This is a genomic window from Caulobacter sp. RHG1 (genome assembly GCF_013181195.1).
Lineage (GTDB): Bacteria > Pseudomonadota > Alphaproteobacteria > Caulobacterales > Caulobacteraceae > Caulobacter.
On sequence record NZ_SMZP01000010.1, the window covers coordinates 139631 to 163584 of the forward strand.

A 23954-nucleotide genomic window follows, 5' to 3' on the forward strand; every position below is an offset into this window, starting at 1 on the left:
GCCCCAGCGCCTAATCGGGCGCAACCATGCCGAACAGACGATGATCTCGCCAACCGCCGTTAATTTTCAAATAAGCGGGCGCGTATCCTTCCTCGCGGAAGCCACATTTCATCAACAGGCTGGCCGAGGCGTCGTTCTCGGGCATGCAGGCCGCCTCCAGGCGGTGGAGCCCCAAACCCTGGAAGGAAAAGCGGATCAGCGTCTCGACGGCGTCGGCCATGTGGCCTTGGCGCGTGAACGGCTGGCCGATCCAGTAGCCGATCGTCCCAGTCTGGGCGACACCACGTCGCACGTGGAAAAGACGCACGGCGCCGATCAGGGCGTCGTCTTCCCGACGGAAAATGAAGAACGGATAGGCGTCGCCCATCTCGATCTCGCGGGCATAGGCCGCCAGACGAGCCCGAAAGGCGCCCCGGCTGAGATCGTTTTCAGGCCAGGTCGGTTCCCAGGGCTCGAGGAAGTCGCGCGATCGGGCGCGCAGGGTCGCCCAGGGCCGATGGTCCTGCGGCCGCGGCGGACGCAGATAGACCCCACGCCCGGTCAGTTGCTGGCGAGGGCGGGCTTTCAGAAACGGCAGCAAAACGGACACTTGGGGCGAGCTTCAGGATCAATCACGGTCGCCACCTTCCACCGTCAGGATGCGGAGAACAACGCCTTGTCGAACGCCTCGCCCGCCTTCAGGGACGACTTGGCGCCGAGCACGGCGGTGGCGGCGCGACGGCCCGACAGGAGACGCGCGGCCAGGCGGGCGACGTCGGCGGGGGTGACGGCGTCGACCTCGGCGGCCAGCTCGGTCGGCGGATAAAGACGATCGAACAGCAGCACCTGCCCCGCGCCCTGCTCGGCGCGCGACAGAGGCTGCTCACGGGCCATGAACATGTGGGCCTTCAGCTGGGCCTTGGCGCGGGCCAGTTCGGCGGGCTCGATGCGCTCGGCCAGCTTCAGGATCTCGCCGGCGCAGACCTTGGCCGTCTCCACCGCATCGCCGGCCGCGCAGCCGGCATAGACGCCCAACGCGCCGTGGTCGGCGTAGGTGTCGGCATAGGCGTCGATATTGTAGGCCAGACCGCGCTTCTCGCGGGCTTCCTGGAACAGGCGCGAGGACATGCCGCCACCCAGGCACTCGGCGAAGATCCGCAGGGCGAAATAGTCGTCCTCGCGCGAACCGCAGGCCGGCAGCATGAAGACCAGATGCGCTTGTTCCAGCTTGCGGGCCTCGGCCTGCGGGCCGCCGACAAAGGCGGCCGGAGCCGGCACGTCAGCGCCGGGCGTGGCGGGCAAATCACCGAACGCGCGCTCAGCGGCGGCCATCAGCTCGGCTTCGTTCACGGCGCCCGTGGCGCTGACCACCAGGCGGTCTGCGGCGTAGAGAGCCCCGCGCCAGTCAGACAGGGCCTCGACGGTGGCGGCCTCGACCGTGGCGTCGCTGCCCAGGATCGGACGGCCCACAGGATGGTCGCCCCAGCAGGCGCGCTGGATCAGGTCGAAGACATAGTCGTCGGGCGCGTCGGCGGCCTCGGCGATCTCTTGGGCGACGACCTGCTTCTCGCGGGTCAGGTCGGCGGGATCCAGGGTCGGCCGCAGGACGAGGTCGGCGATGACATCCATGCCCAGATCCAGCCCGCCCTTCAGGGCCCGCACCTGGAAGCTGGTGCGCTCATAGCCGGTGGCGGCGTTGATCGAGCCGCCTTCGCTCTCGATGACCTCGACGATGTCGCGCGACGAGCGGGCCCCAGCCCCCTTGAACACCATGTGCTCCAGGAGGTGCGACCAGCCCGAGCGCGCCGTATCCTCATAGGCCGCCCCGCGCCCCGCCACGACAGTGAGCGCCAGGGTTTCAAGGCCCGGCATCGGGTCACAGACGACGCGGACGCCGTTCTTCAGGGTGCGGAGGGAGGCGGTCATGTGGCGCGGTATCTAGGACGCCGCGCCCATAAACGCCAGTGCGGCCTCAGCTATTGGCCGCGAAGGTCCGCACGAAGGCCTTGATGGTCGCGCCGTCGGCTGGCAGCCGCTCGAACTTCTCGGGCTTCCTGGAGAGGTCCGGCGTGGCGCGCGGGGTCGAGGGCAGCAGGCCCGTGGCGGCCTGGACCGCTTCGGGGAACTTGGCCGGGTGGGCGGTCGACAGCACCACGACCGGCACCGACGCAGGCACGTCGACGCCGACCGCCGCGGCCAGGCCGACGGCGGTGTGGGGGTCGATGACCTCGCCGGTCTCGTTCAGGGTCGAGAGCATGGTCTTGGCGGTGTCGGCCTCGGTGACCGACGCGCCGCGGAACAACTCGCACATCCAGGCGTAGGCGGCCGGCGGGATATCCAGCAGGCCGGTGTCGGCGAAGGCGCGGAAGGCCCGGCCGGTCTCGGTGCCGTCCCGGCGGACGGCTTCGAAGTAGAGGCGCTCGAAGTTGGAGGCGACCTGGATGTCCATGGCCGGGCTCTGGGTCGCGGCCACCGCGCCGCGCGCATAGCGGCCGGTCTCGAAGGCGCGGGCCAGGATGTCGTTGGAGTTGGTCGCCGCCGTCACCGAATGGATCGGCAGGCCCAGCTTCTTGGCCACGAAGGCCGCATAGGCGTCGCCGAAATTGCCCGTGGGGACGACGAAGGCCACTTCACGGTTCGGTGCGCCCAAGGCGACGGCCGAGGTGAAGTAGTAGACGCTCTGGGCCGCGATCCGCGCCCAGTTGATCGAGTTGACGCCCGACAGGTCCACGGCGTGGCGGAACTGGTCGTCCTGGAAGGCCGACTTGACGATGTGCTGGCAGTCGTCAAACGAACCCAGCACCGAGACGCAGGCGACATTGCCATCGACGGCCGTGGTCATGAACCGGCGCTGCACCTCGCTGATGCGGCCTTCCGGGAAGAGCGCGACGATGCGAGCGTTCTTGCGGCCGCGGAACGCCTCGACGGCCGCGCCGCCGGTGTCGCCCGAGGTGGCGCAGATGATGGTCATCTTCCGCGACTGACGCTCCAGCACGTAGTCGTACAGCCGGCCCAGCAGCTGCATCGCCACGTCCTTGAACGCCAGGGTCGGACCGTGGAACAGCTCAAGCAGGTAGCGGTTGGCGGTCAGTTGCTTGACCGGCACGACGGCCGTGTGAGCGAAGGTGGCGTAGGCCTCCTCGCACATGTGCCGCAGGTCGTCGGCCGGGATGTCGTCGCCGACGAACTTGCCGACCACGGCGGCGGCCACCTCGGCATAGGGCTTTCCCGCGAAGCCCGCGATCTCGGCGGCCGAGAAGGCCGGCCATTCGGAGGGCACGTACAGGCCGCCGTCGGGGGCCAGGCCGGCCAGCACCGCATCGAGGAAGCCGATGGTCGCGGCCTGGCCGCGGGTCGATACGTAGCGCATCAGGGTCTCAATCTCCGCCAGAGCATGGCGGCATAGATAAACAGCAGGGTTACGGCAAGACCGAACCACGTCAGGGCGTATTCCAGGTGCCGATTGGAAATTTCTACCGGCAAGGGCGCCACGGTGACACCGTCGACCTTGGGCGAGACCTGTTCTGCCATCAGCACGTGGTGCGAGGGCTTGGGCCCCATCAGGGTTTCGATGATCCGCTTGCGCTCGTCGCCGCCAAGCTGGTCGGAGGCCGCGAGCACACCGATCACCTTGGCCGGCGGCGCGAAGGCCTTTTGGCCGCCCGTCGGCTGACCCGTAAGCGCATCGACGACGCCCAGGTCGACAAGGATCGCGCTGTTGACGGCTCCGGAGAGCTGACAGACCGCTTGGGCGCGCCATACGATGTCGCCGTCACGGATGCCGTAGACCAGAGGCAGGTCAGCGCGGGCCGAAGCCGGCGCACAGTTCGCCTCGACGCGGGTCCAGGAGACATCTTCACCCTTTGCGGCGGCCGCCAGCACCGGGGCCAGCGGCACGGCCGGCGCGGCCTTCAGCTTCTCCAGGCGGACCAGCAGGTCCTCCTTCCAGGCCAGGCGCTTCATCTGCCAGGCGCCGAGACCGCACAGGATCACGAACGAGATGGCGACGGCGATGGTCAGGCCGAAGGGGAAACCAGGCTTCTTCTCAGACATCGCCCCGCCCCGCTTCCGAAGCCTTCTGGGCGTACTGGGCGGCGACCATCAGTCCCTTGGCCGGGCGCATCAGGCCCAGGGTGATGACGAACACCGCCGGCAGCCACACGACCAGCAGCGCCCACACCGGCCAGTTCCAGGCGAACATCGAGAACAGCGCCCCGAACGCGCAGATCGTCCCGGCGATCAGGATCACGAAGGTCGCCGCGCCGTCGCCGGTCTCGTACTTGGAAAGGTCAAAGCCGCAGGCTTCGCAGGCCGGGGCCACCTTCAGGAAGCCCTCGAACAGATGCCCCTCGCCGCAGTGGGGACACAGGCTGCGCGCGCCGGCGCTGTAGGGGTTGGTCGCAAAAGAAGAAGGATGGGTCATTATGGACGCCCGAAACGAAAAAGGCCCGGAACGCTGGTCTGCGTTCCGGGCCCCTCTGATCCTAGGATCTTAGTGAGCCGAGGCCCCGAAGATCACGTAGATGAACGCGAACAGGAACAGCCAGACCACGTCCACGAAGTGCCAGTACCAGGCGGCCGCTTCGAAGCCGAAGTGCTGCTTGGGCGTGAAGGCGCCGTTCATCAGGCGGATCAGGCAGACGATCAGGAAGATCGTGCCGACGAACACGTGGAAGCCGTGGAAGCCGGTCGCCAGGAAGAAGGTCGAGCCATAGAGGCCCGAGTTCACGGCGGCTTCCGAGTAGAACAGCTGCTCGTGGTTGATGTGGGCGTACTCGACCACCTGGATGCAGGTGAACAGCGCGCCCAGCAGCACGGTCAGGATCAGGCCCCACTTGGCGCCCTTGCGGTCGCCGACCTGCAGAGCATGGTGAGCCCAGGTGACCGTCGTGCCCGAGAGCAGCAGGGTCAGGGTGTTGACCAGCGGCAGGCGCCAGGCCGAGACGGTCTCGACGCCGGCCGGCGGCCAGGTGGCCCAGGCGGTGCGGACTTCCTCGATGGTCGAGAGTTCACGATGGCCGTGGAACAGGGCCATTTCGAAGAACATCCAGAACCACGCCACGAAGAACATCACTTCCGAAGCGATGAACAGGATCATGCCGTAGCGCAGGCCGATCGAGACGACCGGGGTGTGGTCGCCGACCTTGGCTTCCTTGGCCACGTCCGACCACCAGCCGAACATGGTGTAGAGGACGCCGGCCAGGCCTGCGGCGAAGATCGCCCAGTTGCCCTTTTCCAGACCCAGGAAACCACCCTTGACCCAGCCGATCAGGCCGACGGCCATGACGACGGAAGCCATCGAGCCGACGAACGGCCACGGGCTGGGCGGAAGGATGTGATAATCGTGTTTAACGGCGCCGGCCATGTTGCTGCTAACCCTTATATCCCTCTGATCACGGCGCTGGTCCCCCTACGCCGCAGTCCTTAAGTGAACGCTATAGCCCTCTCGACGGCGTGCCGCCAAGAGGTTCCACGATGCGAGGCGAGGTCGCCGCCGCCACCTTGTCGTTTTTGTCGCCTTCGACCGCCGGGAAGAACGTGTAGCTGAGCGTGATCTCGTTCTTGCCCTTGGTCTCGGGATCGTCGACGAACTTCGGATCCACAAAGTAGACGATCGGGAATTCCACCGTCTGGTGGGGCTGGATCGTCTGGCTGGTGAAGCAGAAGCATTCCAGTTTCTGGAAGTACGGCCCCGCCGATTCCGGCACGACGTTGTAGAGCGCGCGGCCGGTGATCGGCTTGTCGGTGGGATTGCTGACCTTGAAGAAGGCCAGGCCCGTCTCGCCGATGCGCAGGTCCTGGCTGGCCTGCAGGGTCTGGAAGGTCCAGGGCAGGTCGCGCAGGTTGGCGTCGAATCGGACGGTGATCTTGCGATCCAGGATCGTGGTCGGAGCGGCCTCGGCCTTGCGGACCGTGCCGTCGAAGCCGGTGACCTGGCAGAACAGCTTGTACAGCGGTACGGCCGCATAGGCCGCGCCGACCATGCCGAAGAAGGCCGCGCCGCAGATCAGCGCCACCCGGCCGTTTCGGCGGGCCATGGCTTCCTGCGCGGTCTCCGGGCCCTTCGGGGCCTTAGGCGTGCGGGTGAACATTGCCGGCGAGCCTCACCAGGGTGACCACGAACACCAGGATGACGAAGGTGACCAGGCCCAGGGCCAGGGCCAGGTTGCGGCCATTGCGGGCCTTCTTGGCCGCCTCTTGGGCGTCCTTGGTGTCGAGCGGTTGGTTCACTTCAGCAGCTCCAGCGCCTGCAGCCCCACCACGGCCTCGCCCAACAGGGCGGCGAACAGGGCGAACAGATAGAGGATCGAGAAGGCGAACAGGTTACGGGCGGCCTTGGCCCCCGCGGCCTTCTCGTCTTCGGAGACGTCGTACAGGGCCCGGTCGGCCAGGCGCGGATCGGCCGCGTCGCCCGCCTTGCTGACGAAGACTCGCCAGGCCAGGACCAGGAACACCAGATCGCCCAGGGCCGCGACGGCCAGGTACAGCGGACCGCCCAGGCCGGTGAAGGCCGGGATCAGGCAGATAGGGGTGAAGATCAGGCTGTAGATCAGGATCTGCTTGCGGGTCTCGCGCGCGCCCTTGACCACCGGCAGCATCGGCACGCCGGCCTTGGCATAGTCGGTGGTGACGTACAGCGACAGCGCCCAGAAGTGCGGCGGCGTCCAGAAGAAGATGATGGCGACCATCAGCCAGGCGTTCAGCGGGGCCGAGCCCGTGGCGGCAGCCCAGCCGATCGCGGGCGGCAGGGCTCCGGCCAGACCGCCGATGACGATGTTCTGCGCCGTCCAGCGCTTCAGCCACATCGTGTAGACGACGGCGTAGAAGACGATGGTGAAGGCCAGCAGGCCCGCGGCGAACCAGTTGATGGCGAAGCCGAGGAACATCACTGACAGCAGGCTGAGCACGACGCCGAGGGTGGCCGCCTCCTCGCCCTTGACCTTGCCGGCCGGGACGGGACGGCCGCGGGTGCGGCGCATCTGCTGGTCGATATCGGCGTCGTACCACATGTTCAGCGCGCCCGAGGCCCCGGCCCCGACGGCGATGCAGAGAACGGCGATCGCGCCCAGCACGGGGTGGATCGGCGCACGGGCGGCCAGCAGGCCGGTCAGGCCGGTGAACACCACCAGCGACATCACGCGCGGCTTCATCAGCTGGAAGTAATCCTGCCAGCGCGCGGTTTCGGTCGTGTCCGAAACGGTGTCCGGAGTCATGGCGGCGGTCTTCGACATGGTGATTGAAATATAGCGGTCTTTAATGGGCGAAGGGCGCGGCCCAGACCCTTAAGGATCCTGGCCGCGCCCCCGTTTAGCGTAATTAGGTCAACAGCTTAGTGGCTGTCTTCCTTGATCACCGGCGGTTCGCTGAATTGGTGGAACGGCGGCGGCGACGACAGGGTCCATTCCAGGGTGGTGGCGCCTTCGCCCCACGGATTGGCTTCACCCTTGCGGCGACGGATGACGGCTTCCAGCAGCATCAGGAGGAAGATGCCCACGCCGACGACGGTGATCATGTAACCGACCGACGAGACGTAGTTCCACTTCGTGAAGGCTTCCGGATAGTCGATGTAGCGGCGCGGCATGCCCTGCAGACCCAGGAAGTGCTGCGGGAAGAACACCAGGTTCACGCCGACGAACATCACCCAGAAGTGGGCGGCGCCGAGGAACTCGTTGTACTTGATGCCGAACATCTTCTCGAACCAGTAGTAGAAGCCCGCGAAGATGGCGAAGACGGCGCCCAGCGACAGCACGTAGTGGAAGTGCGCCACGACGTAGTAGGTGTCGTGCAGGCTGTAGTCGATGCCGGCGTTCGACAGGACGACGCCGGTGACGCCGCCGACCGTGAACAGGAAGATGAAGCCGATCGCCCACAGCATGGGGGTCTTGAAGCTGATCGAACCGCCCCACATCGTGGCGATCCAGCTGAAGATCTTCACGCCCGTCGGGACGGCGATGATCATCGTGGCGGCCACGAAGTAGGCGCGCAGGTTGATGCTCATGCCGACGGTGTACATGTGGTGAGCCCACACGACGAAGCCGACGAAGCCGATGGCGACCATGGCGTAGGCCATCGCCAAGTAGCCGAAGACCGGTTTCTTGGAGAAGGTCGAGACGATGTGGCTGATGATGCCGAACCCGGGCAGGATCAGGATGTACACTTCCGGGTGACCGAAGAACCAGAACAGGTGCTGGAACATGACGGGGTCGCCGCCGGCGGCCGGATCGAAGAAGTGAGTGCCGAAGTTGCGGTCGGTCAGCAGCATGGTGATGGCGCCGGCCAGCACGGGCAGCGACAGCAGCAGCAGGAAGGCGGTGATCAGCACCGACCAGGCGAACAGCGGCATGCGGTGCAGGGTCATGCCCGGCGCGCGCATGTTGAAGATCGTGGTGATGAAGTTGATCGCGCCCAGGATCGACGAAGCGCCGGCCAGGTGGAGCGACAGGATCGCCAGGTCCATGGCCGGACCCTTGTGACCGATGGTCGACAGGGGCGGATAGATCGTCCAGCCGCCGCCGAAGCCATGGCCCGGGCCACCGTCGACGAACATCGACAGGCAGAGCAGGATCCAGGCGGCGATCAGCAGCCAGAACGAGATGTTGTTCATCCGCGGGAAGGCCATGTCCGGCGCGCCGATCATGATCGGAACGAACCAGTTGCCGAAGCCGCCGATCATGGCGGGCATGACCATGAAGAAGATCATGATCAGGGCGTGGGCGGTGACCACGGCGTTATAGCCGTGCTTGCCCTTGAACAGGCCCATCTGAGCCAGCAGGCCGGTGTCCGAGAACACCTGGATGCCCGGCTCCATCAGTTCCCAGCGGATCAGGCCCGACAGGGCGCCGCCGACCAGGCCCGCCATGATGGCGAACAGCAGGTAAAGGGTGCCGATGTCCTTGTGGTTCGTCGAGAAGAACCAGCGGGCGAAGAAGGGCGGCTTGTGGTCGGCGTCATGCCCGTCGTGGGCGCCGTCCGTATGGTGAGTGTCTGCGGCGTGAGCCATCGGACTTCTATCCTACAGGTATCTTAGGCCGCCGGCGCGGCGGGAGCCGCGGCCGGGACGGAAGCGGGAGCGGCGGCCGGAGCCGAGGCGGGGGTCGCAGCAGCAGCGGCGGCGCCTGCATCAGCAGGAGCGGCCGGCGCGGCGGCCGGAGCCGGCGGAGCGGTCTTGGAAGCGACCCAGGCGTCGAACTGCGCCTGCGTCACGACCTGGATCTCGATCGGCATGTTGGCGTGGTCGACGCCGCACAGTTCCGAGCACTGACCGTAGAACACGCCGGTCTTCTCGGCCTTGAACCAGGTTTCGTTCAGGCGGCCCGGGATGGCGTCGATCTTCAGACCGAAGGCCGGCAGGGCGAAGGCGTGGATGACGTCGGCGCCGGTGACCTGCACGCGGACGACCTGGTTCACAGGGACGACCATCGCGTTGTCGGCGGCCAGCAGGTACGGGACCTTCTTGGCGTCGGCCTGTTCCTTGGTCAGCGGCAGCGACACGATCTCGCTGACCTTCTGGTCAGGATATTCGTAGCCCCAGTACCACTGATAGCCCGTGGCCTTCACGGTCATGTAGGGCTTGGGCATGTCGTTGTAGTGGAACAGCAGCCGGAACGAGAAGATGGCGATGACCATCAGGATCAGCACCGGGACCAGGGTCCAGATGATCTCGATCGTGGTGTTGTGGCTGAACTTGGCCGGAACCGGGTTCGCCTTCTTGTTGTAGCGCACCGCAATCCAGATCAGCAGGCCCAGCACCAGCAAGGTGATGGCCGTGATGATCGGCAGCAGGATGATGTTGTGGAACCAGATCGCGTGGTGCTTCAGCTCCGACGCGGCGGGTTGCAGGTCGATGGCCCCCGGCGTGGGTTGGCCCATCAGATCTTCGGCGAGGGCGTGCCCCGCGAAAACGACACTGGCGGCGAGCGCGCTGGCGCCCGTCAAGACCCGCCGAATCCCCGAAAATTGCGCCTTCATATCCCTCACGGCCCGTTTCGGCGGCGTTTTGACATCGATCAATGTCACAGCGCGCCGACTTGCTTATTACGACCCCGATGATGGCGGGAGCCACGACCGACAAGGTCCAAAAGGACACGCGTCGACGCCCAGCCCGCCCCAAGAGGCCGATCCACGGGGCTGCATACGCGCATCGTCCCCGGTTGCCAAGCACCAGAGACCACGCTCTGAGCATGGGATTGGCGCGCCCCGCCTCAAGCCCCCGAAAAACCTGCGCCGCAACGGCTTTCCTCAATTTCCGCATCATTACGTATTGTTCATGGCAAGGTACCTTGTGATGCTCAGTACCTGGCGGTAGAAGAGAGCATCCAAGGAGGCGAGGACGACGTGCCGGAAGCCATTGAAATCCAATTGAAGAAAGGCGTGCTGGCGCTGTGCGTGCTGGCCCTGCTCTCGCACGCCGACAACTACGCCTACGAGATCGCCAGCAGGCTGACGAAGGACATCGATATGGGGGAAGGGACGATCTATCCGCTGATGCGCCGCATGCAGTCGGATGGACTGGTGGAAACCTATCTGGTCGAGAGCCAGAGCGGGCCGCCGCGCAAGTATTATCGCCTGACGGCCGCTGGCCGTCGCAGCTTCGAGCAGCAGAAGGCCGAATGGGCGACGTTCTCGAACGCCGTCAACGCCATCGTGGGAGCCGCCGCATGACCCGCGCCGAGTTCATGACCCGCCTGCGTCGGGGTCTCGCCGGCCTGCCGGTGACCACGATCGCCGACATCGTCGCCGACCACGAAGCCCACTTCGCCGACGCCGAGGCCGCTGGCCGCAGCGAAGCCGAGGTGGCCGCCGCCCTGGGCGATCCCGATCGCCTGGCCCGCGAACTGCGCGCCGAGAACGGCCTCAAGCAATGGGAGGAACGCAAGAACCCCTCCAACGCCCTGGCCGCCGTCATCGCCCTGCTGGGCCTGGGGGCGCTGGACATCATGTTCCTGCTGCCCCTGCTGATGGGGGTGCTGGCTTCGCTGGTCGGGCTGCTGTTCGCCGTGGTGGCGATCTTCGTCGCCGGCGGCTTCGTCTTCGCCGTCGGCCCGCTGACGGGACCGCCCGGCGGCCCGATCACCGCTTTCCTGAGCGGCATCGGCCTGATGGGCATGGCGACTTGCCTGGGCGCCCTGCTGACCATCGTCACGGTCGGCGTCTTCAACGCGGTCGTCTGGTACGCCCGCCTTCACTTCCGGCTTCTGAAGCCGGCCATGGACCAAGCTTAGCGGGACAAGGAGGGGACACCATGTTGATCCGCAATTCGCTCATCGTCGCCGGGGCCAGCTTTGCGCTCGCCATCGGCTGCTTCGCCGGGGTGGCGGCCATCGCCGGCCCCGAGATCCTCAAGAACGGCTGGACCTTCCCGCTGAACGAGGGCGACACCATCGTCGTCCGGGAGAACGGCAAGGTGTTCCGCGCCAGCGGCAGCCACGTGGGGCCAGGTCGCCGCATCGCGCCCAGCATCGACCGCACCTTCGCCTGGACGGGCAAGGACGAGCTGCGCATCGACCTGCCGGTCGACGTCGTCTTCGTCCAGGGCGCCGAAGCCAAGATCGTCGCCTCGGGCCCCAAGGCCTATATCGACCGCCTCCGCGTCGACGGCGGCCATATCAGCCTGGACGACAATGACGGCGCCGACCACGACAGCGTCACCATCAGCGCCCTGGGCGTGCACATCCAGAGCGACTCCGACCGGGTGAAGATCACGGTCATCGCCCCGGACGTGACCAAGTTCGACGTGCGCGGCTCCGGCGATCTCGACATCCGCAAGTACGACCACCCGTCCTTCGCGGTGTCGGTCAGCGGCAGCGGCGACGTCGAGGCCTCGGGCCGAACCGACGCCGTGGCGATCGACAATTCCGGGTCCGGCTACGCCAACCTCGGCGACCTGAAGGCCAAGACCGCAGTCGCTGACATCTCCGGCAGCGGCGGCGGCGCGCTCTTCGCCACGACCCTCGCCCGGATCGACATCTCCGGCAGCGGCGACCTGGAGCTGCGCACCGAACCCAAGACGGTGAACAGCGAGATCAGCGGCTCCGGCGAGATCCGCCGGGAATACTGAGACAAAGGGGCGGGGTGACGGACGCGTTCGGAACGCCTACCTGTAGGCTTATGAACGCTCCCATCTCCGCTCCTTCCCTGCTGGACGCCGCCGGCGTCGATCGTGAACGCGCCCAGGCGATCCTGGGCGAGGCCCTGGCCGGCGCCGACGACGGCGAGTTGTTCCTCGAACGCTCCGAGAGCGAGGCCTTCGTCTTCGACGACGGACGCCTCAAGAGCGCCTCCTACGATTCGGGCGAGGGTTTCGGCCTGCGCGTGGTGGCCGGCGAGACGGCCGGCTACGCCCATGCCGCCGAGATTTCCGAGGCCGCCATCGGCCGCGCCGCCGATTCGGCCAGGCTGGCCAAGCGCGGCTACGCCGGCGTCTCGGCGGAAGGTCCCCGCTCGACCAACGAAAAGCTCTATGGCGAAGACAATCCGGTCAGCGCCCCCGACTTCTCCGACAAGGTCAGCCTGCTCCAGGAAATCGACGCCTTCGCTCGCGCCCGCGACCCGCGCGTCGTCCAGGTCATGGCCTCGATGGCCGGCGAGCGCCGCGTGGTCGAGATCCTGCGGGCCGACGGCAAGCTGATCCGCGACGTGCGTCCGCTGGTGCGGGTCAATGTCCAGGTCACCGTCGAGAAGGATGGCCGCCGCGAGACCGGCAATTCCGGCGCCGGCGGCCGCGCCGGCTTCTCAGCCTGGATCAGCCCCGACAAGTGGCAGGGTCAGGTCGACGAGGCCCTGCGCATGGCGCTGGTCAATCTCGACGCCGTCGCCTGTCCCGCCGGCGAGATGGACGTGGTCCTGGGCCCGGGCTGGAACGGCGTGCTGCTGCACGAGGCCGTCGGCCACGGCCTGGAAGGCGACTTCAACCGCAAGGGCATTTCGGCCTTCTCCGGCCGCATCGGCGAACGTGTGGCCGCCAAGGGCGTCACTGTGTTCGATGACGGCTCGCTGGCCGGCCGCCGCGGCTCGCTGACCGTCGATGACGAAGGCACGCCCACCGAACGCACCGTGCTGATCGAGGATGGCATCCTGGTGGGCTACATGCACGACCGCATGTCGGCCCGCCTGATGGGTATGAAAGCCACCGGCAACGGCCGCCGCCAGTCCTACGCTCACATGCCGATGCCGCGCATGACCAACACCGGCATGCTGGCCGGCAATGACGATCCGCAGGAGATGATCGCCTCGCTGAAGCGTGGCCTCTACTGCGCCAATTTCGGCGGCGGCCAGGTCGACATCACCAACGGCAAGTTCGTCTTCCAGTGCACCGAGGCCTATCTGGTCGAGGACGGCAAGATCACCGCCCCGGTCAAGGGCGCCACCCTGATCGGCGACGGCCCCAGCGCCCTGACCCGCGTGACCATGATCGGCAACGACTTCGACTTCGACCCCGGCATCGGCGTGTGCGGCAAGTCCGGCCAGGGCGTCCCGGTGGGCGTGGGCCAGCCGAGCCTGAAGATCACCGGGCTGACCGTGGGCGGCACGGCGGTTTAATCCCTGCGTCCTTCGAGGCCCACTACGCGGGCGCCTCAGGATGAGGAACTCGTTGCACTAGCGACCTCATCCTGAGGTGCGCGCTCCTGAGCGCGCCTCGAAGGACGCACGGCGCTCCCCAACCTGTCTCAGGTTTAATCCACCTTTCGCGCTTGTAACTGTCCCCGAAGCGTCGCCGCACGCACGGTGCGCGGACTTCGGGTTGGAGCGGAAACGGCCTTCATGACTTGAGCCGTCACGAAGGCCGGTCCACCCGAAGGTGAGGCGCGGCCCCTCTGCGCCTCGGTGGAGGACCCCGGTGAGCGCCGGGGTCCTTCGATCCTTTAAGCCTGCCCCGAAACGCTGGGATCGGCGACCAGCTTGGCGTCGGTGTCGTCCGCGCCGTGCGACCACTTCTTGAGGATCGGCGACAGCGCCAGGAACAGCACGCCCAGGCCGATGGCGGCCAGGCCGATCACCTTGAAGACCAGCAACGACTGAGCCATGGCGGCGGCGGGATCCAGGACCTGGCCGCCGATGGTCTCGGTCGAGGCGATGGCGGCGATCCAGCTGCCGAACAGGTTGGCCATGGCCAGGGCCATGTACCAGACGGCCATCACGAACGAGACCATCTGCAGCGGCGACAGCTTGGTCATCTGCGACAGGCCCACAGGCGACATGCACATCTCGCCGGTGGTGTGCAGCATGTACATCAGCACCAGGAAGACCAGCGGCATCTTGAAGGCGCCGTCGGCGAACTGGGCCCCGACCAGCAGGATCAGGAAGCCAGCCCCGACCTGGATCAGCGAGAGGCCGAACTTGATCATTGGGTTGGGGTTCCTGCCGCGCGCGGTCAGCACAGTCCACAGGGCGGCGAAGACCGGGGCGAAGATCAGGATCCAGCCGGCGTTGATGGCCTGGGTCTGGGCGGCGTTGAAGTCGGTGTTGATCCAGAACTTGCCCGCCGTGGAAATTCCGGCTGCGGCCAGCTGGCCGGGCGCGCCCAGCACCACCGAACCGCCGAACCATTCGACCGGCTTGGACAGCAGCTTCAGATCGACATTGGTCGCCGCGAACAGGTTCAGCGACGAACCGGCCTGTTCGAACAGGGTCCAGAACACCACCGCGCCCAGCACCAGCACCGTGGCCAGCAGCAGGCGTTCACGCTCAACCTTCTCGCACTTGGCGAAGGCGAACCACAGGATGTAGCCCAGCGAGCCGAACATGCCGGCCAGCAGGGTGACATTGACCACTGGCGTGCGCTGCACGACCAGGAACACCGCCAGCACGGCCAGCAGCGAGACGCCGTAGATCAGCACTTCGCGGGTGACAGGGCCGGCCACCTTCTCCTTCAGCTTGGCGTTCGCCGGCGGCTCGCCCTTGCCCAGCAGCCAGGGCTTGCCCAGCACGAAGATCACGAAGCCGGCCAGCATGCCCAGGCCGGCCGCGCCGAAGCCGGCCCACCATCCGAAATTGACGCCGAGGATGCCGCACAGGATCGACGCCCAGAACGAGCCCAGATTGATGCCGTAGTAGTAGAGGGTGAAGCCGGGATCGCGCCGCGGATCGCCCTGCGGATATAGCTGGCCGACGAGGGCCGCGACGTTCGACTTCATGAAGCCTACGCCGACGATGATCAGCGAGAGGGCCAGCCAGAAGATGTTCAGATACAGCGGCTCGCGACCGGTAACGTCCAGCTTGTACTCGCCCTTGGGCAGAACGGCCGGCAGCGGCGCGGCGGCGGGCAGATCCTTGATCGCGAAGTCGCCCTTCGGGGTCGCGGTGACCTCGTAGGGCTTGCCGGCGACGACCAGCTTGGCGGTGCGCGCCTCGCCTCGGCCTTCCGACTGGAACTCATAGACCTGGCCGCCATAGGCCAGCGTCTGGACCGCGGGCTTGCCCTCGACCGCCATGGCCAGGTGTCCGGCCACCAGGAGCAGGGCGCCGAACGCCACCGCCTTGCGAGTGCCCAGATAGCGGTCGGCCAGGAAGCCGCCCAGCAGGGGCACGATATAGACCAGCGAGGTGTAGGAGCCGTAGTGGCCGCTAGCCGCCTTCGGATCGAACAGGAAGTGCTGGGTCAGGTAGAAGATCAGCAGCGCCCGCATGCCGTAGTAGGAGAAGCGCTCCCACATCTCGGCCAGGAAACAGATGATCAGGCCGCGCGGATGGCCTTTCAGTAGCTGCACGAGAACAGGAATGCCGGTCACGAGCGTGACCAGGATGCCCCCGGCGATGACGATATTCATACGCGAGCCTTGAAACGTGACGAGTTGGCCGGACAAAGACCCCCCGGTCAAATCGCCCTCGCCTCCCCCAATTGGCGGGGAGAAGATCACGCAGCGGATGGTTTCACAAGCAACGGCTTGCCGATCGCTTGGCGAACTTTCACCCCTTTGCGAGCCTGGATTGAAGCTTTGCGGCGATTTCGTGCGTTTCCCTCACGAACCCTTTCATGCGGAAGCGCCCGATGAAGATTCCCGACGAAAGCCATCCGATCACGATCAGCCGCGCCCCGACCACGGTGCGGGTGCTGTTCGAAGGCCACGAGATCGCCGACAGCGATGATGTCCTGGTGCTGCAGGAGGCCAGCTATCCGCCGGTCTACTACTTCCCGCGCCAGGACGTGCAGATGCTGTTCCTGCGCCGCACCGACAAGACCAGCCACTGCCCCTACAAGGGCGACGCCGCGTACTTCACCATCTATCGCGACGCTCAGGTGATCGAGGATGCGGTGTGGTCCTACGAGACGCCGTTCGCAGCGGTCGACCGGATCAAGGAACGGGTGGCCTTCTATCCCGAGCACGTCGAGTTCCAGCTGGGCGCGCTGACCGCGGCTCAAACGGAAGCGCGCGACGTGGACGAGATCGTCCGCCACACCGACAGCGGCTCGGGCAGCAGCCAAGCCCCGCATTGGCAGCCCAATGTGTCGATGCCCGATCCGGAGCGCACCGAGCACGAGATCGACACGCCGTCCGTGGACCAGCCTTACAAGGGCGTTGGCGCGATCTAACGGATTTTCAGGAGGGGAGCCGGGCTTAAGCCCGCCTTAACCGATGGGAGCGTGACCATGAGGTTCAGCTCCCGGCAGAGGGGCGCGGAGGAAATCATGGCCTACGTCACCTACCACCGGACGGACGCTGTTCACGCGACGATTCACCCGCAGCGCAAGCTTGCCTGGGGTCGGCTGTTCGCCCTGGCCGCGGCGATCGGCCTGTGGGCAGGCCTGATCGCCGCCGCGAGAGCGATCTTCTAGTGCTTGTGTGCGGGAGCGCCAACGCTCCCGCCGCCGAGATTGATCACCTTGATGGCGGACACCATGCGCGCGCCGCGCGCTGGGCGCAGGTCGCCCTCGACGATCAGACGGAACGGTCCCTGCCCCTCGCCCATCGGCGCGCCGTCGGCCTTGTCGGCCAGGATCATGCGATTGGCGCGCGTGCCTGGATCCGCCTCGGCCAGGCCGAAGGCGACCTTGTAGCCGTCGCCGGCCTCGACCAGCACCACATTGGCCAGGGCCGGACCGCGCAGCGCCTGGCCCGTCGGCGCCCCCGCCTTGGCCAGGACGTCGATCAGCAGCGGGCCTTCATAGACATGCGATTCGCCATGGCCGGCGAAGGTCACCGTCTGGCGCGGCAGGGCGGCGATGTCGGCGGCGCTCAGCGTCACCGACTGCCCCGCGGGCCCGGTCAGAACCAGGGTTTGGGCGGCGACTGGAGACGCCAGCAGCGCCAGCGCGACGAGGGACGAAAGAAGGCGCATTGATCGACTCGTTATGAAGCGAAGCTCCATAACGACAGTCTTTGCCGCTTCCCGCTAGTAGGCGCAGTCGGTGAAGACGCGGCCGATGTCGCCCTGCCACTCGCCATTGTACAGCGACAGCAACTTCTCGGCCGGAGTGATCCCGCTGTCGGCGATCTGCTCCAGCTCGCCCAGATAGATGGTCTCGTCCAGGAAGCCGCCGTTCATGTGGGCGCGGCCCTTCAGGCCAGACTTGGCGATGGCCACGAAGTCCTTGGCCACGTCCTGCGCCGAGCGGCCGGCGACCTGCGCCTTCAGGCCCAGGCGCGGCACGTCGCGGCGCAGGCCTTCACGGTCTTCGATCGTCCAGTCCTTGCAGAGGTCCCAAGCCGCCGCCAGGGCCGCGTCGTCATAGAACACGCCGGTCCACAGGGCCGGCAGAGCGCACAGGCGGCTCCACGGACCAGCATCGGCGCCGCGCATTTCCAGATAGGTCTTGAGGCGAACTTCCGGGAAGGCGGTGGTGGTGTGGTCGGCCCAATCCTTCATCGTGGCAATCTCGCCCGGCAGCTCGGGCAGCTTGCCCTCGATGAAGTCACGGAAGCTGCGACCGGCGACGTCGATATATTTGTCGCCGCGCTTGACGAAGTACATCGGCACGTCCAGCGCGTAGCGGGCGTAGCGCTCGAAGTCGAAGCCATCCTCGAAAACGAAGTCCAGCAGGCCCGTGCGGTTGGGGTCGGTGTCGGTCCAGACGTTGGCGCGCGCCGAGAGGAAGCCGTTCGGCTTGCCCTCGGTGAACGGCGAATTGGCGAACAAAGCCGTAGCGATCGGCTGCAGGGCCAGGCTCATGCGGAACTTGGCGACCATGTCCGCTTCGCTGGAGAAGTCGAGATTGGCCTGCACCGTGCAGGTGCGCAGCATCATGTCGAGGCCGAGATTGCCGACCTTGGGCATGTAGTTGCGCATGATCACGTACCGGCCCTTGGGCATGATCGGCACCTGTTCCCGGGTCCACAGCGGCGAGAAGCCCAGGCCCGTGAATCCCAGGCCCAGTTCGTCGGCGACGGTCTTGACCTCGTCCAGGTGCTGACCCGTCTCCTCGCAGATGTCGTGCATGGTCGCCAGCGGCGCGCCCGACAGCTCGAACTGGCCGCCCGGCTCCAGGCTGACATTGGCGCCGTTGCGCTCCAGGCCGATGAGGACCTCGCCCTCCATGACCGGCTTCCAGCCGAAGCGCTGAAGCCCCGTCAGCAGGGCGTAGATGCCCTTGTCGCCCTCATAGGGGACCGGTTCGTGCGAGCCGAGATAGAAGCCGAACTTCTCGTGCTCGGCGCCGACGCGGAAGGCGTCCTTGGGCTTGCTGCCCTGGGCGAAATATTCGGTCAGATCGGCGAGCGTCAGCTGACGATCTTGAACGCTAGCGGTGTCGGCCATGCAAGCCGCCCCTCCCCAGGGAATGATGCTGCGGGAGGATGGAAACGAAGTCCCTCCGCCGACGGCGAAACGCGATGTCACGCCCAGTTGGGCGTTTTCTTTCAGAACCTCAAGGGGCGACCTTGAGCATAATGTTCAGCGCCAATCTCCTGCAGCGGCCTGCCACAAGGTCATCGCCGAGATCGCGGCGGTGTCGGCGCGCAGGATGCGCGGGCCCAGCGACACCGGCGTGACGAAGGAAAGCCCCCGCAGCCGCTCGCGTTCCTCGGGCGCGAACCCGCCTTCGGGACCGATCAGGATGGCTGCCGGACCGCCGGTTCCGGCCAGCGCTTCGATCGCGGGTTTCGCATCGCCGCCCTCGTCGCAGAACACCAGGCGGCGAGCCGGGTCCCAGGCGTCCAGGATCTTGTCCAGCTTCTCGGGGTCGGCGACCTCGGGCACGTCCAGACGGCCGGTCTGCTCAGCGGCTTCCATGGCGATGGCGTCCAGGCGGCCCAGCTTGACGAAGTCGACATTGGTTCGCCGCGTCACCGCCAACCGCACTCTGCGCGCCCCCAGCTCGGCGGCCTTCTCGACGATGGTCTCGACCCGGCTGCGCTTGACCATGGCGATGATCAGATCGAGGTCGGGCCCCAGCTCCATCGGACGGGTCTGGTCCTCGGCCTTCAGCAGGCAGCCGCGCTTGGTCGACTCGATGAGGGTGGCGCGCCACTCGCCGTCGCGGCCGTTGAACAGCAGAAGCTCGGCCCCTACCGCCAGACGCATGACCGCAGTCAGATAGCGCGATTGGTCGACGGTGGGCACGACGCCGGCCCCGGCGGAGAGGTCGTTGGGAACGAAGAGACGGATCATGGCGTCCTTCTAGCGCATCTCTTCTTTTCGGGGGTAGGCTGACGTCATGAGCAAGCACGACGACTACGAAAACGAACTCATGCAGCTGCAGCTCGCCCTGATCGAGATGCAGAAGAAGGCCATCGCCGACGACTGGAAGATCCTGGCAGTCTTCGAGGGCCGCGACTCGGCCGGCAAGGACGGCACGATCGCCCGAGTCACCCAGCATCTGTCCAAGCGCGCCACCACCGTCGTGGCCCTGCCTAAGCCGAACGAGCGCGAACGCAGCGAATGGTACTTCCAGCGCTATGTCGACTACCTGCCGGCCGCCGGCGAGGCGGTGCTGTTCAACCGCTCCTGGTACAACCGGGCGGGGGTCGAGCGGGTGATGGGCTTCTCGACGCCAGAGCAGCAGGAGCAGTTCCTGCGCGACGTGCCGGCCTTCGAGCGGATGCTGGTCGAGAACGGCCTGCGCTACGTGAAGTTCTGGCTCGACATCAGCCGCGACGAGCAGGCCGAGCGCCTCAAAGCCCGCCGCGATGATCCTCTGAAGGCCTTCAAGACCAGCGACCTGGACAAGGTCGCCCAGGACAAGTGGGACGACTACACCAAGGCCCGCGACGAGATGCTGATGCGCACCCACAGCGACGTCGCCCCGTGGATCTGCGTGCGCGCCGACCACAAGAAGGAAGCCCGGCTCAACGTCATCCGCTGGCTGCTGCACGCCGCCGGCGACAAGAAGCTGGTCAAGGGCGTCGCCAAGCCGGACCCGAGCGTCATCTTCTCGTTCGAGCCCGCGGCGCTGGAGGACGGGCGGCTGGCGCGGTAGACCCGCTTCTCGGTTCGAAAAGCCCCTTTCCGACAGGGCGCGAGCGTGGTGCTGTACCCGAAACGGAGAAGCGCCCTCGCATGGACGACACCAAGACGACCCGGACCACCGCCTTCACCCGCCTGGGGATCGGCCTGGCCCAGGGCATTGCGATGTTCCTGCTACAGAAGGCCGACGAGTCCAAGGCCTGGCCCGCGACGCAGCCGATGCTGTACGCGCCGCTGCTGATCTGCGCCTTGATGGTCCCGATGATCCCGCTGGCGGCGCTGTCGGCCATGCGGCGCCAGGCTCTGATCGCCTGGAGCCTGATCGCCGCCGCCCTGGCCGTGATCCTGGCCATCCACGCCGCCTGGACCGGCGCCGGACCCGAACGCTATGGCGCAGGACCGTTGTCCCCGCCGCTGTTCATCGCCGTCGCGGCCCTCCTCTTCATCGCCCACCACCTGGTCCAGCCGGCCGAGGCGGTCTCTAAGCCGGTCGCGCCCTACGAGGACTATTTCGACCTGGTGGGCACCAATGCGGTGCGCCTGTTCCTGTCCCTGGCCTTCACCGGCGCGTTCTGGCTGCTGCTGTTCCTGGCCGGGGCGCTGTTCAAGCTGATCGGCGTCGACGCCATCCAGAAGCTGATCGGCGAGACCGCCTTCGCCTTCCCGGCCACCGGCCTGATGTTCGCCGCCGCCGTGCACATGGCCGTGCAACTGACCGAGGCCCGCGCCGGCCTGGTCCGCGGCGTGCGCACCGTGGCCCTGGTGCTGCTGGCCTGGCTGCTGCCGCTGATGGTCGTGATCGCCGGCGGCTTCCTGGCCAGCCTGCCGTTCACGGGCCTGGCCCCGCTGTGGGGCACCAAGGCCGCCGCGGCCCTGCTGCTGTCGGCCGCCGCCGCCCTGATCATCCTGATCAACGCCGCCTATCAGGATGGCGTCGAGCCGCCGCACCTGATTTTGCGCTGGTCTGCGCGGATCGCCAGCCTGCTGCTGATCCCGATCGTCGTGCTGACCGCCTATGCGCTGTGGCTGCGGATCGACCAGTATGGCCTGACCCCGGACCGCGTCCTGGCCTCCACCTATCTGGTCGTCGCCGCCGGCTTCACGGTCGGCTACACCCTCGCCGCTTTGAAACCGGCGCCCTGGATGAAGCCGCTGGAGCCCACCAACCTGATCATGGCCGCCGTCTCGGTCCTGCTGCTGATCGCCCTGTTCACCCCGATCGCCGACCCCGCGCGCCTGTCGGTGAACAGTCAGGTCAAGCGGCTGGAGACCGGCAAGATCGCGCCCGACAAGTTCGACTTCCAGTTCCTGCGCTTCGACAGCGGACGCTATGGTCGCGACGGGCTGGCCCGGCTGAAGGCCAGCAGCAACACCGACATCGCCGAGCGCGCCCGCAAGGCCCAGGCCCAGACCGCCAAGGACTTCCGCCCGCTGAACGCCCCCGAAGGCGGCGTGATCGCCGTCTATCCCGCCGGCCGCACCCTGCCCGACAGCTTCCGCAATCAGGACTGGACCAAGAACGATTCCGGCTCGGTCTGCGGCTATGCCGGCATGCGCTGCTCGGCCCTGCTGCTGGATGTCGACGGCGACGGCGTCGAGGAGGTGCTGCTGACCAACGGCGCCATGCTGGACGTCATGTCGCTGGCCAATGGCGAATGGCGCAAGGTGGCCGACGTCTCAACGTCCTGCGAGGGCGTCGACCTGGATGCGGCCCTGAAGGCCGGGACGGTCCGCATGGGCGAGCCGGAGGCCCGCCGCGACTTGATGCTGGGCGACCAGCGCCTAGTGCTGCGCCCGGCGGCGAAAGGCTGCGGGGTGGCTACGCCATCCCCGCGCTGATCGCGTTCAGGCGGGCATAGACCCCGCCCTGCGTCGCCAACTGGTCGTGACGACCTTCCTCGACGACCTGACCGTTCTGGAAGACCAGGATGCGGTCGGCGCCGCGCACCGTCGACAGGCGGTGGGCGATGACGATCGTGGTCCGGCCGTCCATCAGCGCCTCGGCGGCGGCCTGGACCAGGCCCTCGGTCTCGACGTCCAGCGACGAGGTCGCCTCGTCCATCACCAGGATGGGCGCGTCGGCCAGGAAGGCGCGAGCGATGGCCACACGCTGGCGCTCGCCGCCCGACAGCTTGACGCCGCGCTCTCCGACCAGGGTGTCGTAGCCTTTCGGCAGGCGCAGGATGAACTCGTGGGCGCGGGCCTTCTTGGCCGCCGCCTCGATCTCCTCGCGGGTGGCGTCCGGCTTGGCGTAGGCGATGTTTTCCCAGAGCGTGCGGTGGAACAGGGCCGGATCCTGCGGCACCACCGCGATGGCCCGGCGCAGCGATGTCTGAGTGACCTTGGAAACGTCCTGGCCATCGATCAGGATTGTCCCGTCCTGCAGGTCGTGCAGGCGCTGGACCAGCTTGACGAAGGTCGACTTGCCCGAGCCCGTCGGGCCGACGAGGGCCACTCGCTCGCCAGGCGCGATCTTCAGGCTGAAATGGTCGTACAGCGGCGCGCCCGCCGCCTTGTAGCGGAAGGTCACGTCGCGGAACTCGATGCTGCCGGATGCGGGCAGGAAGTCAGGGGCCCCAGGCGCATCGGCGATCTGCGGCGACAGGGTGGTCCACGCGGCCACGTCCTCGGCGTCGTCCAGGCCCTTCTGCAGCATGCGGATGTTCTCGCCCAGGTTCCGCAGATAGCCGCTCATCAGCATGAAGGCGGTGATGGCGAAAGCGACGTCGCCGGGCGTGGCCGTGCCCTTGGCCCAGCCCCAGACCATCGCCCCGGTCAGGCCGGCCTGCAGCACGACCAGCAGCAGGTTCTGGCCCAGCCATACATTGGTGAAGCGCACCCAGGTGACCATGATCGCGTCGCGCCAGGCGGCCGTGACCTCGGCCAGACGCTCGCCCTCGCGCTGCTCGGCGCCGAAGCTCTTCACGGTCGGGTTCGAGGTCACCGCGTCGGCCAGAGCCCCGCCGATCCTGGAGTCCAGGGCGTTGGACCGCAGATTGCTGGGGCGCACATAGCGCTCGGTGATCCACAGGTTGACGCCCAGATAGGCGACCACCACGACCAGCGAGATGACGCCGGCCAGCGGCTGGCGCAGCAGCATGGCGAACGACAGGCCGACCAGCACGATGATGCCCGGCCCCAGCCAGATCGTGACCGCGTCGGTGACGCTGTCATAGCCCCACATGGCGCGGGTCAGCTTGCGCACCGTCGCGCCGGCGAAGCTGTCGGCGTGCCAGTCCGACGAGAAGGCCTGCACCTTGGCGAAGCCCTCGTTGGTCATCTCCTCCATGTTCCGGGCCGCCAGCGGGATCCAGAACCGGTGGGCGATGTTGCGGATGATCGCGAAGGCGAAATAGACGCCGACGAACAGACCCAGCGCCGTCCAGGCCTCGCTGTCGCCACGCGGCTTGCTGGCGACGGTGTCGACGAGGTAGCCGGAGGCGTAGGGCAGGGCCAGGTCGAAGGCCACCGCCACCAGGGTCAGTCCGACGCCGAAGCCGAACAGCACCGGCCGCCGCTTCCAGAACTGGGCGACGAAGCCCAGCACTTGGCGGTTCGACAGGGCGCGCTTGCGGGGCCCGGCTTCGTCTTCATCGTCGAGAATGTCGGTCATGGCGCGGGCTAGATAGGCGCTT

At 67.0% G+C, this 23954-nt stretch carries 24 protein-coding genes and 1 pseudogene; 8 read left to right on the forward strand and 17 right to left on the reverse strand.

Annotated features, from left to right (window positions below; all coding sequences use genetic code 11):
- Positions 1-10: 10 nt before the first annotated feature.
- From E1H18_RS24210 to coxB, 11 genes are all read right to left on the reverse strand, one after another.
- Complete coding sequence (locus E1H18_RS24210; protein WP_172274105.1) at positions 11-589, reverse strand: GNAT family N-acetyltransferase; 579 nt, start codon at positions 587-589, stop codon at positions 11-13.
- Positions 590-633: 44 nt separating this feature from the next.
- Positions 634-1905, reverse strand: coding sequence for a pitrilysin family protein (locus E1H18_RS24215; protein WP_172274107.1), 1272 nt, complete (start codon positions 1903-1905; stop codon positions 634-636).
- Between the two features lie 46 nt (positions 1906-1951).
- Complete coding sequence (gene thrC, locus E1H18_RS24220) at positions 1952-3349, reverse strand: threonine synthase (protein ID WP_172274109.1); 1398 nt, start codon at positions 3347-3349, stop codon at positions 1952-1954.
- Entirely contained in the window at positions 3349-4032 is a 684-nt protein-coding gene (locus E1H18_RS24225) for an SURF1 family protein (RefSeq protein WP_172274112.1), read from the reverse strand. Before E1H18_RS24225 ends, thrC begins: the two co-directional genes overlap by 1 nt.
- Positions 4025-4402 carry a DUF983 domain-containing protein gene (locus tag E1H18_RS24230; protein WP_172274115.1) on the reverse strand — a complete coding sequence of 126 codons (378 nt, stop codon included), beginning with the start codon at positions 4400-4402 and terminating at the stop codon, positions 4025-4027. Before E1H18_RS24230 ends, E1H18_RS24225 begins: the two co-directional genes overlap by 8 nt.
- A gap of 69 nt (positions 4403-4471) precedes the next feature.
- Positions 4472-5344 (reverse strand): cytochrome c oxidase subunit 3, encoded by an 873-nt coding sequence (locus E1H18_RS24235; RefSeq protein ID WP_172274118.1) that lies wholly within the window; start codon positions 5342-5344, stop codon positions 4472-4474.
- Positions 5345-5414: 70 nt separating this feature from the next.
- The gene (locus E1H18_RS24240) at positions 5415-6071 is read right to left on the reverse strand and encodes a cytochrome c oxidase assembly protein (RefSeq protein WP_172274121.1); all 657 of its coding nucleotides are present in this window, start codon (positions 6069-6071) and stop codon (positions 5415-5417) included.
- Positions 6052-6210 carry a hypothetical protein gene (locus tag E1H18_RS24245; protein WP_172274124.1) on the reverse strand — a complete coding sequence of 53 codons (159 nt, stop codon included), beginning with the start codon at positions 6208-6210 and terminating at the stop codon, positions 6052-6054. Before E1H18_RS24245 ends, E1H18_RS24240 begins: the two co-directional genes overlap by 20 nt.
- The gene (cyoE, locus tag E1H18_RS24250; RefSeq protein ID WP_172274127.1) at positions 6207-7211 is read right to left on the reverse strand and encodes a heme o synthase; all 1005 of its coding nucleotides are present in this window, start codon (positions 7209-7211) and stop codon (positions 6207-6209) included. The genes E1H18_RS24245 and cyoE overlap by 4 nt, the downstream gene beginning before the upstream one ends.
- Positions 7212-7309: 98 nt before the next feature.
- Positions 7310-8980 carry a cytochrome c oxidase subunit I gene (ctaD, locus tag E1H18_RS24255; RefSeq protein WP_172274130.1) on the reverse strand — a complete coding sequence of 557 codons (1671 nt, stop codon included), beginning with the start codon at positions 8978-8980 and terminating at the stop codon, positions 7310-7312.
- A gap of 23 nt (positions 8981-9003) precedes the next feature.
- Positions 9004-9948: a cytochrome c oxidase subunit II gene (gene coxB / locus E1H18_RS24260; protein ID WP_172274133.1), complete on the reverse strand. Its 945-nt coding sequence runs from the start codon at positions 9946-9948 to the stop codon at positions 9004-9006.
- 366 nt (positions 9949-10314) lie between these two features.
- Here coxB and E1H18_RS24265 point away from each other — a divergent pair, with 366 nt between their 5' ends.
- The 4 genes from E1H18_RS24265 to tldD are packed head-to-tail and all read left to right on the forward strand — an operon-like array spanning position 10315 to position 13518.
- A complete protein-coding gene (locus E1H18_RS24265) occupies positions 10315-10641 on the forward strand; it encodes a helix-turn-helix transcriptional regulator (RefSeq protein WP_172274136.1) in 327 nt (108 codons plus the stop codon).
- Entirely contained in the window at positions 10638-11201 is a 564-nt protein-coding gene (locus E1H18_RS24270; protein WP_172274139.1) for a DUF1700 domain-containing protein, read from the forward strand. The genes E1H18_RS24265 and E1H18_RS24270 overlap by 4 nt, the downstream gene beginning before the upstream one ends.
- 20 nt (positions 11202-11221) lie before the next feature.
- Positions 11222-12037, forward strand: a complete 816-nt coding sequence (locus tag E1H18_RS24275) for a GIN domain-containing protein (RefSeq protein WP_172274142.1) — start codon at positions 11222-11224, stop codon at positions 12035-12037.
- A 50-nt stretch (positions 12038-12087) separates the two neighbouring features.
- Positions 12088-13518: a metalloprotease TldD gene (gene tldD, locus E1H18_RS24280; protein WP_172274145.1), complete on the forward strand. Its 1431-nt coding sequence runs from the start codon at positions 12088-12090 to the stop codon at positions 13516-13518.
- A 323-nt stretch (positions 13519-13841) separates the two neighbouring features.
- Here the strand turns inward: tldD and E1H18_RS24285 are convergent, their stop codons facing one another.
- A complete protein-coding gene (locus E1H18_RS24285) occupies positions 13842-15746 on the reverse strand; it encodes a peptide MFS transporter (protein WP_172274148.1) in 1905 nt (634 codons plus the stop codon).
- A gap of 43 nt (positions 15747-15789) precedes the next feature.
- Positions 15790-15866, reverse strand: a pseudogene (locus tag E1H18_RS27445) (hypothetical protein); the annotation flags it as partial.
- Between the two features lie 101 nt (positions 15867-15967).
- Here E1H18_RS27445 and E1H18_RS24290 point away from each other — a divergent pair.
- Together E1H18_RS24290 and E1H18_RS24295 are read left to right on the forward strand one after the other, a co-directional pair.
- Positions 15968-16510 (forward strand): DUF427 domain-containing protein, encoded by a 543-nt coding sequence (locus tag E1H18_RS24290; RefSeq protein ID WP_206679131.1) that lies wholly within the window; start codon positions 15968-15970, stop codon positions 16508-16510.
- 96 nt (positions 16511-16606) lie between these two features.
- Positions 16607-16753 (forward strand): hypothetical protein, encoded by a 147-nt coding sequence (locus E1H18_RS24295; protein WP_172274154.1) that lies wholly within the window; start codon positions 16607-16609, stop codon positions 16751-16753.
- Here E1H18_RS24295 and E1H18_RS24300 read toward each other — a convergent pair.
- The 3 genes from E1H18_RS24300 to E1H18_RS24310 all read right to left on the reverse strand — a co-directional run bounded on the left by E1H18_RS24300 (position 16750) and on the right by E1H18_RS24310 (position 19524).
- Entirely contained in the window at positions 16750-17256 is a 507-nt protein-coding gene (locus tag E1H18_RS24300) for a molybdopterin-binding oxidoreductase (RefSeq protein WP_172274157.1), read from the reverse strand. The genes E1H18_RS24295 and E1H18_RS24300 overlap by 4 nt on opposite strands.
- A gap of 54 nt (positions 17257-17310) precedes the next feature.
- On the reverse strand, positions 17311-18672 hold the full coding sequence (locus tag E1H18_RS24305; RefSeq protein ID WP_172274160.1) for a glutamate--cysteine ligase: 1362 nt from the start codon (positions 18670-18672) through the stop codon (positions 17311-17313).
- A 135-nt stretch (positions 18673-18807) separates the two neighbouring features.
- Complete coding sequence (locus E1H18_RS24310) at positions 18808-19524, reverse strand: 16S rRNA (uracil(1498)-N(3))-methyltransferase (protein WP_172274163.1); 717 nt, start codon at positions 19522-19524, stop codon at positions 18808-18810.
- Between the two features lie 46 nt (positions 19525-19570).
- On the opposite strand from E1H18_RS24310, the gene ppk2 reads away from it, so the two are divergent.
- Together ppk2 and E1H18_RS24320 are read left to right on the forward strand one after the other, a co-directional pair.
- Positions 19571-20332, forward strand: a complete 762-nt coding sequence (ppk2, locus tag E1H18_RS24315) for a polyphosphate kinase 2 (protein WP_172274166.1) — start codon at positions 19571-19573, stop codon at positions 20330-20332.
- An 80-nt stretch (positions 20333-20412) separates the two neighbouring features.
- A complete protein-coding gene (locus E1H18_RS24320) occupies positions 20413-22158 on the forward strand; it encodes a DUF4153 domain-containing protein (protein ID WP_172274169.1) in 1746 nt (581 codons plus the stop codon).
- Here the strand turns inward: E1H18_RS24320 and E1H18_RS24325 are convergent.
- Positions 22139-23932: an ABC transporter ATP-binding protein gene (locus E1H18_RS24325; RefSeq protein ID WP_172274172.1), complete on the reverse strand. Its 1794-nt coding sequence runs from the start codon at positions 23930-23932 to the stop codon at positions 22139-22141. The genes E1H18_RS24320 and E1H18_RS24325 overlap by 20 nt on opposite strands.
- Positions 23933-23954: the final 22 nt, after the last annotated feature.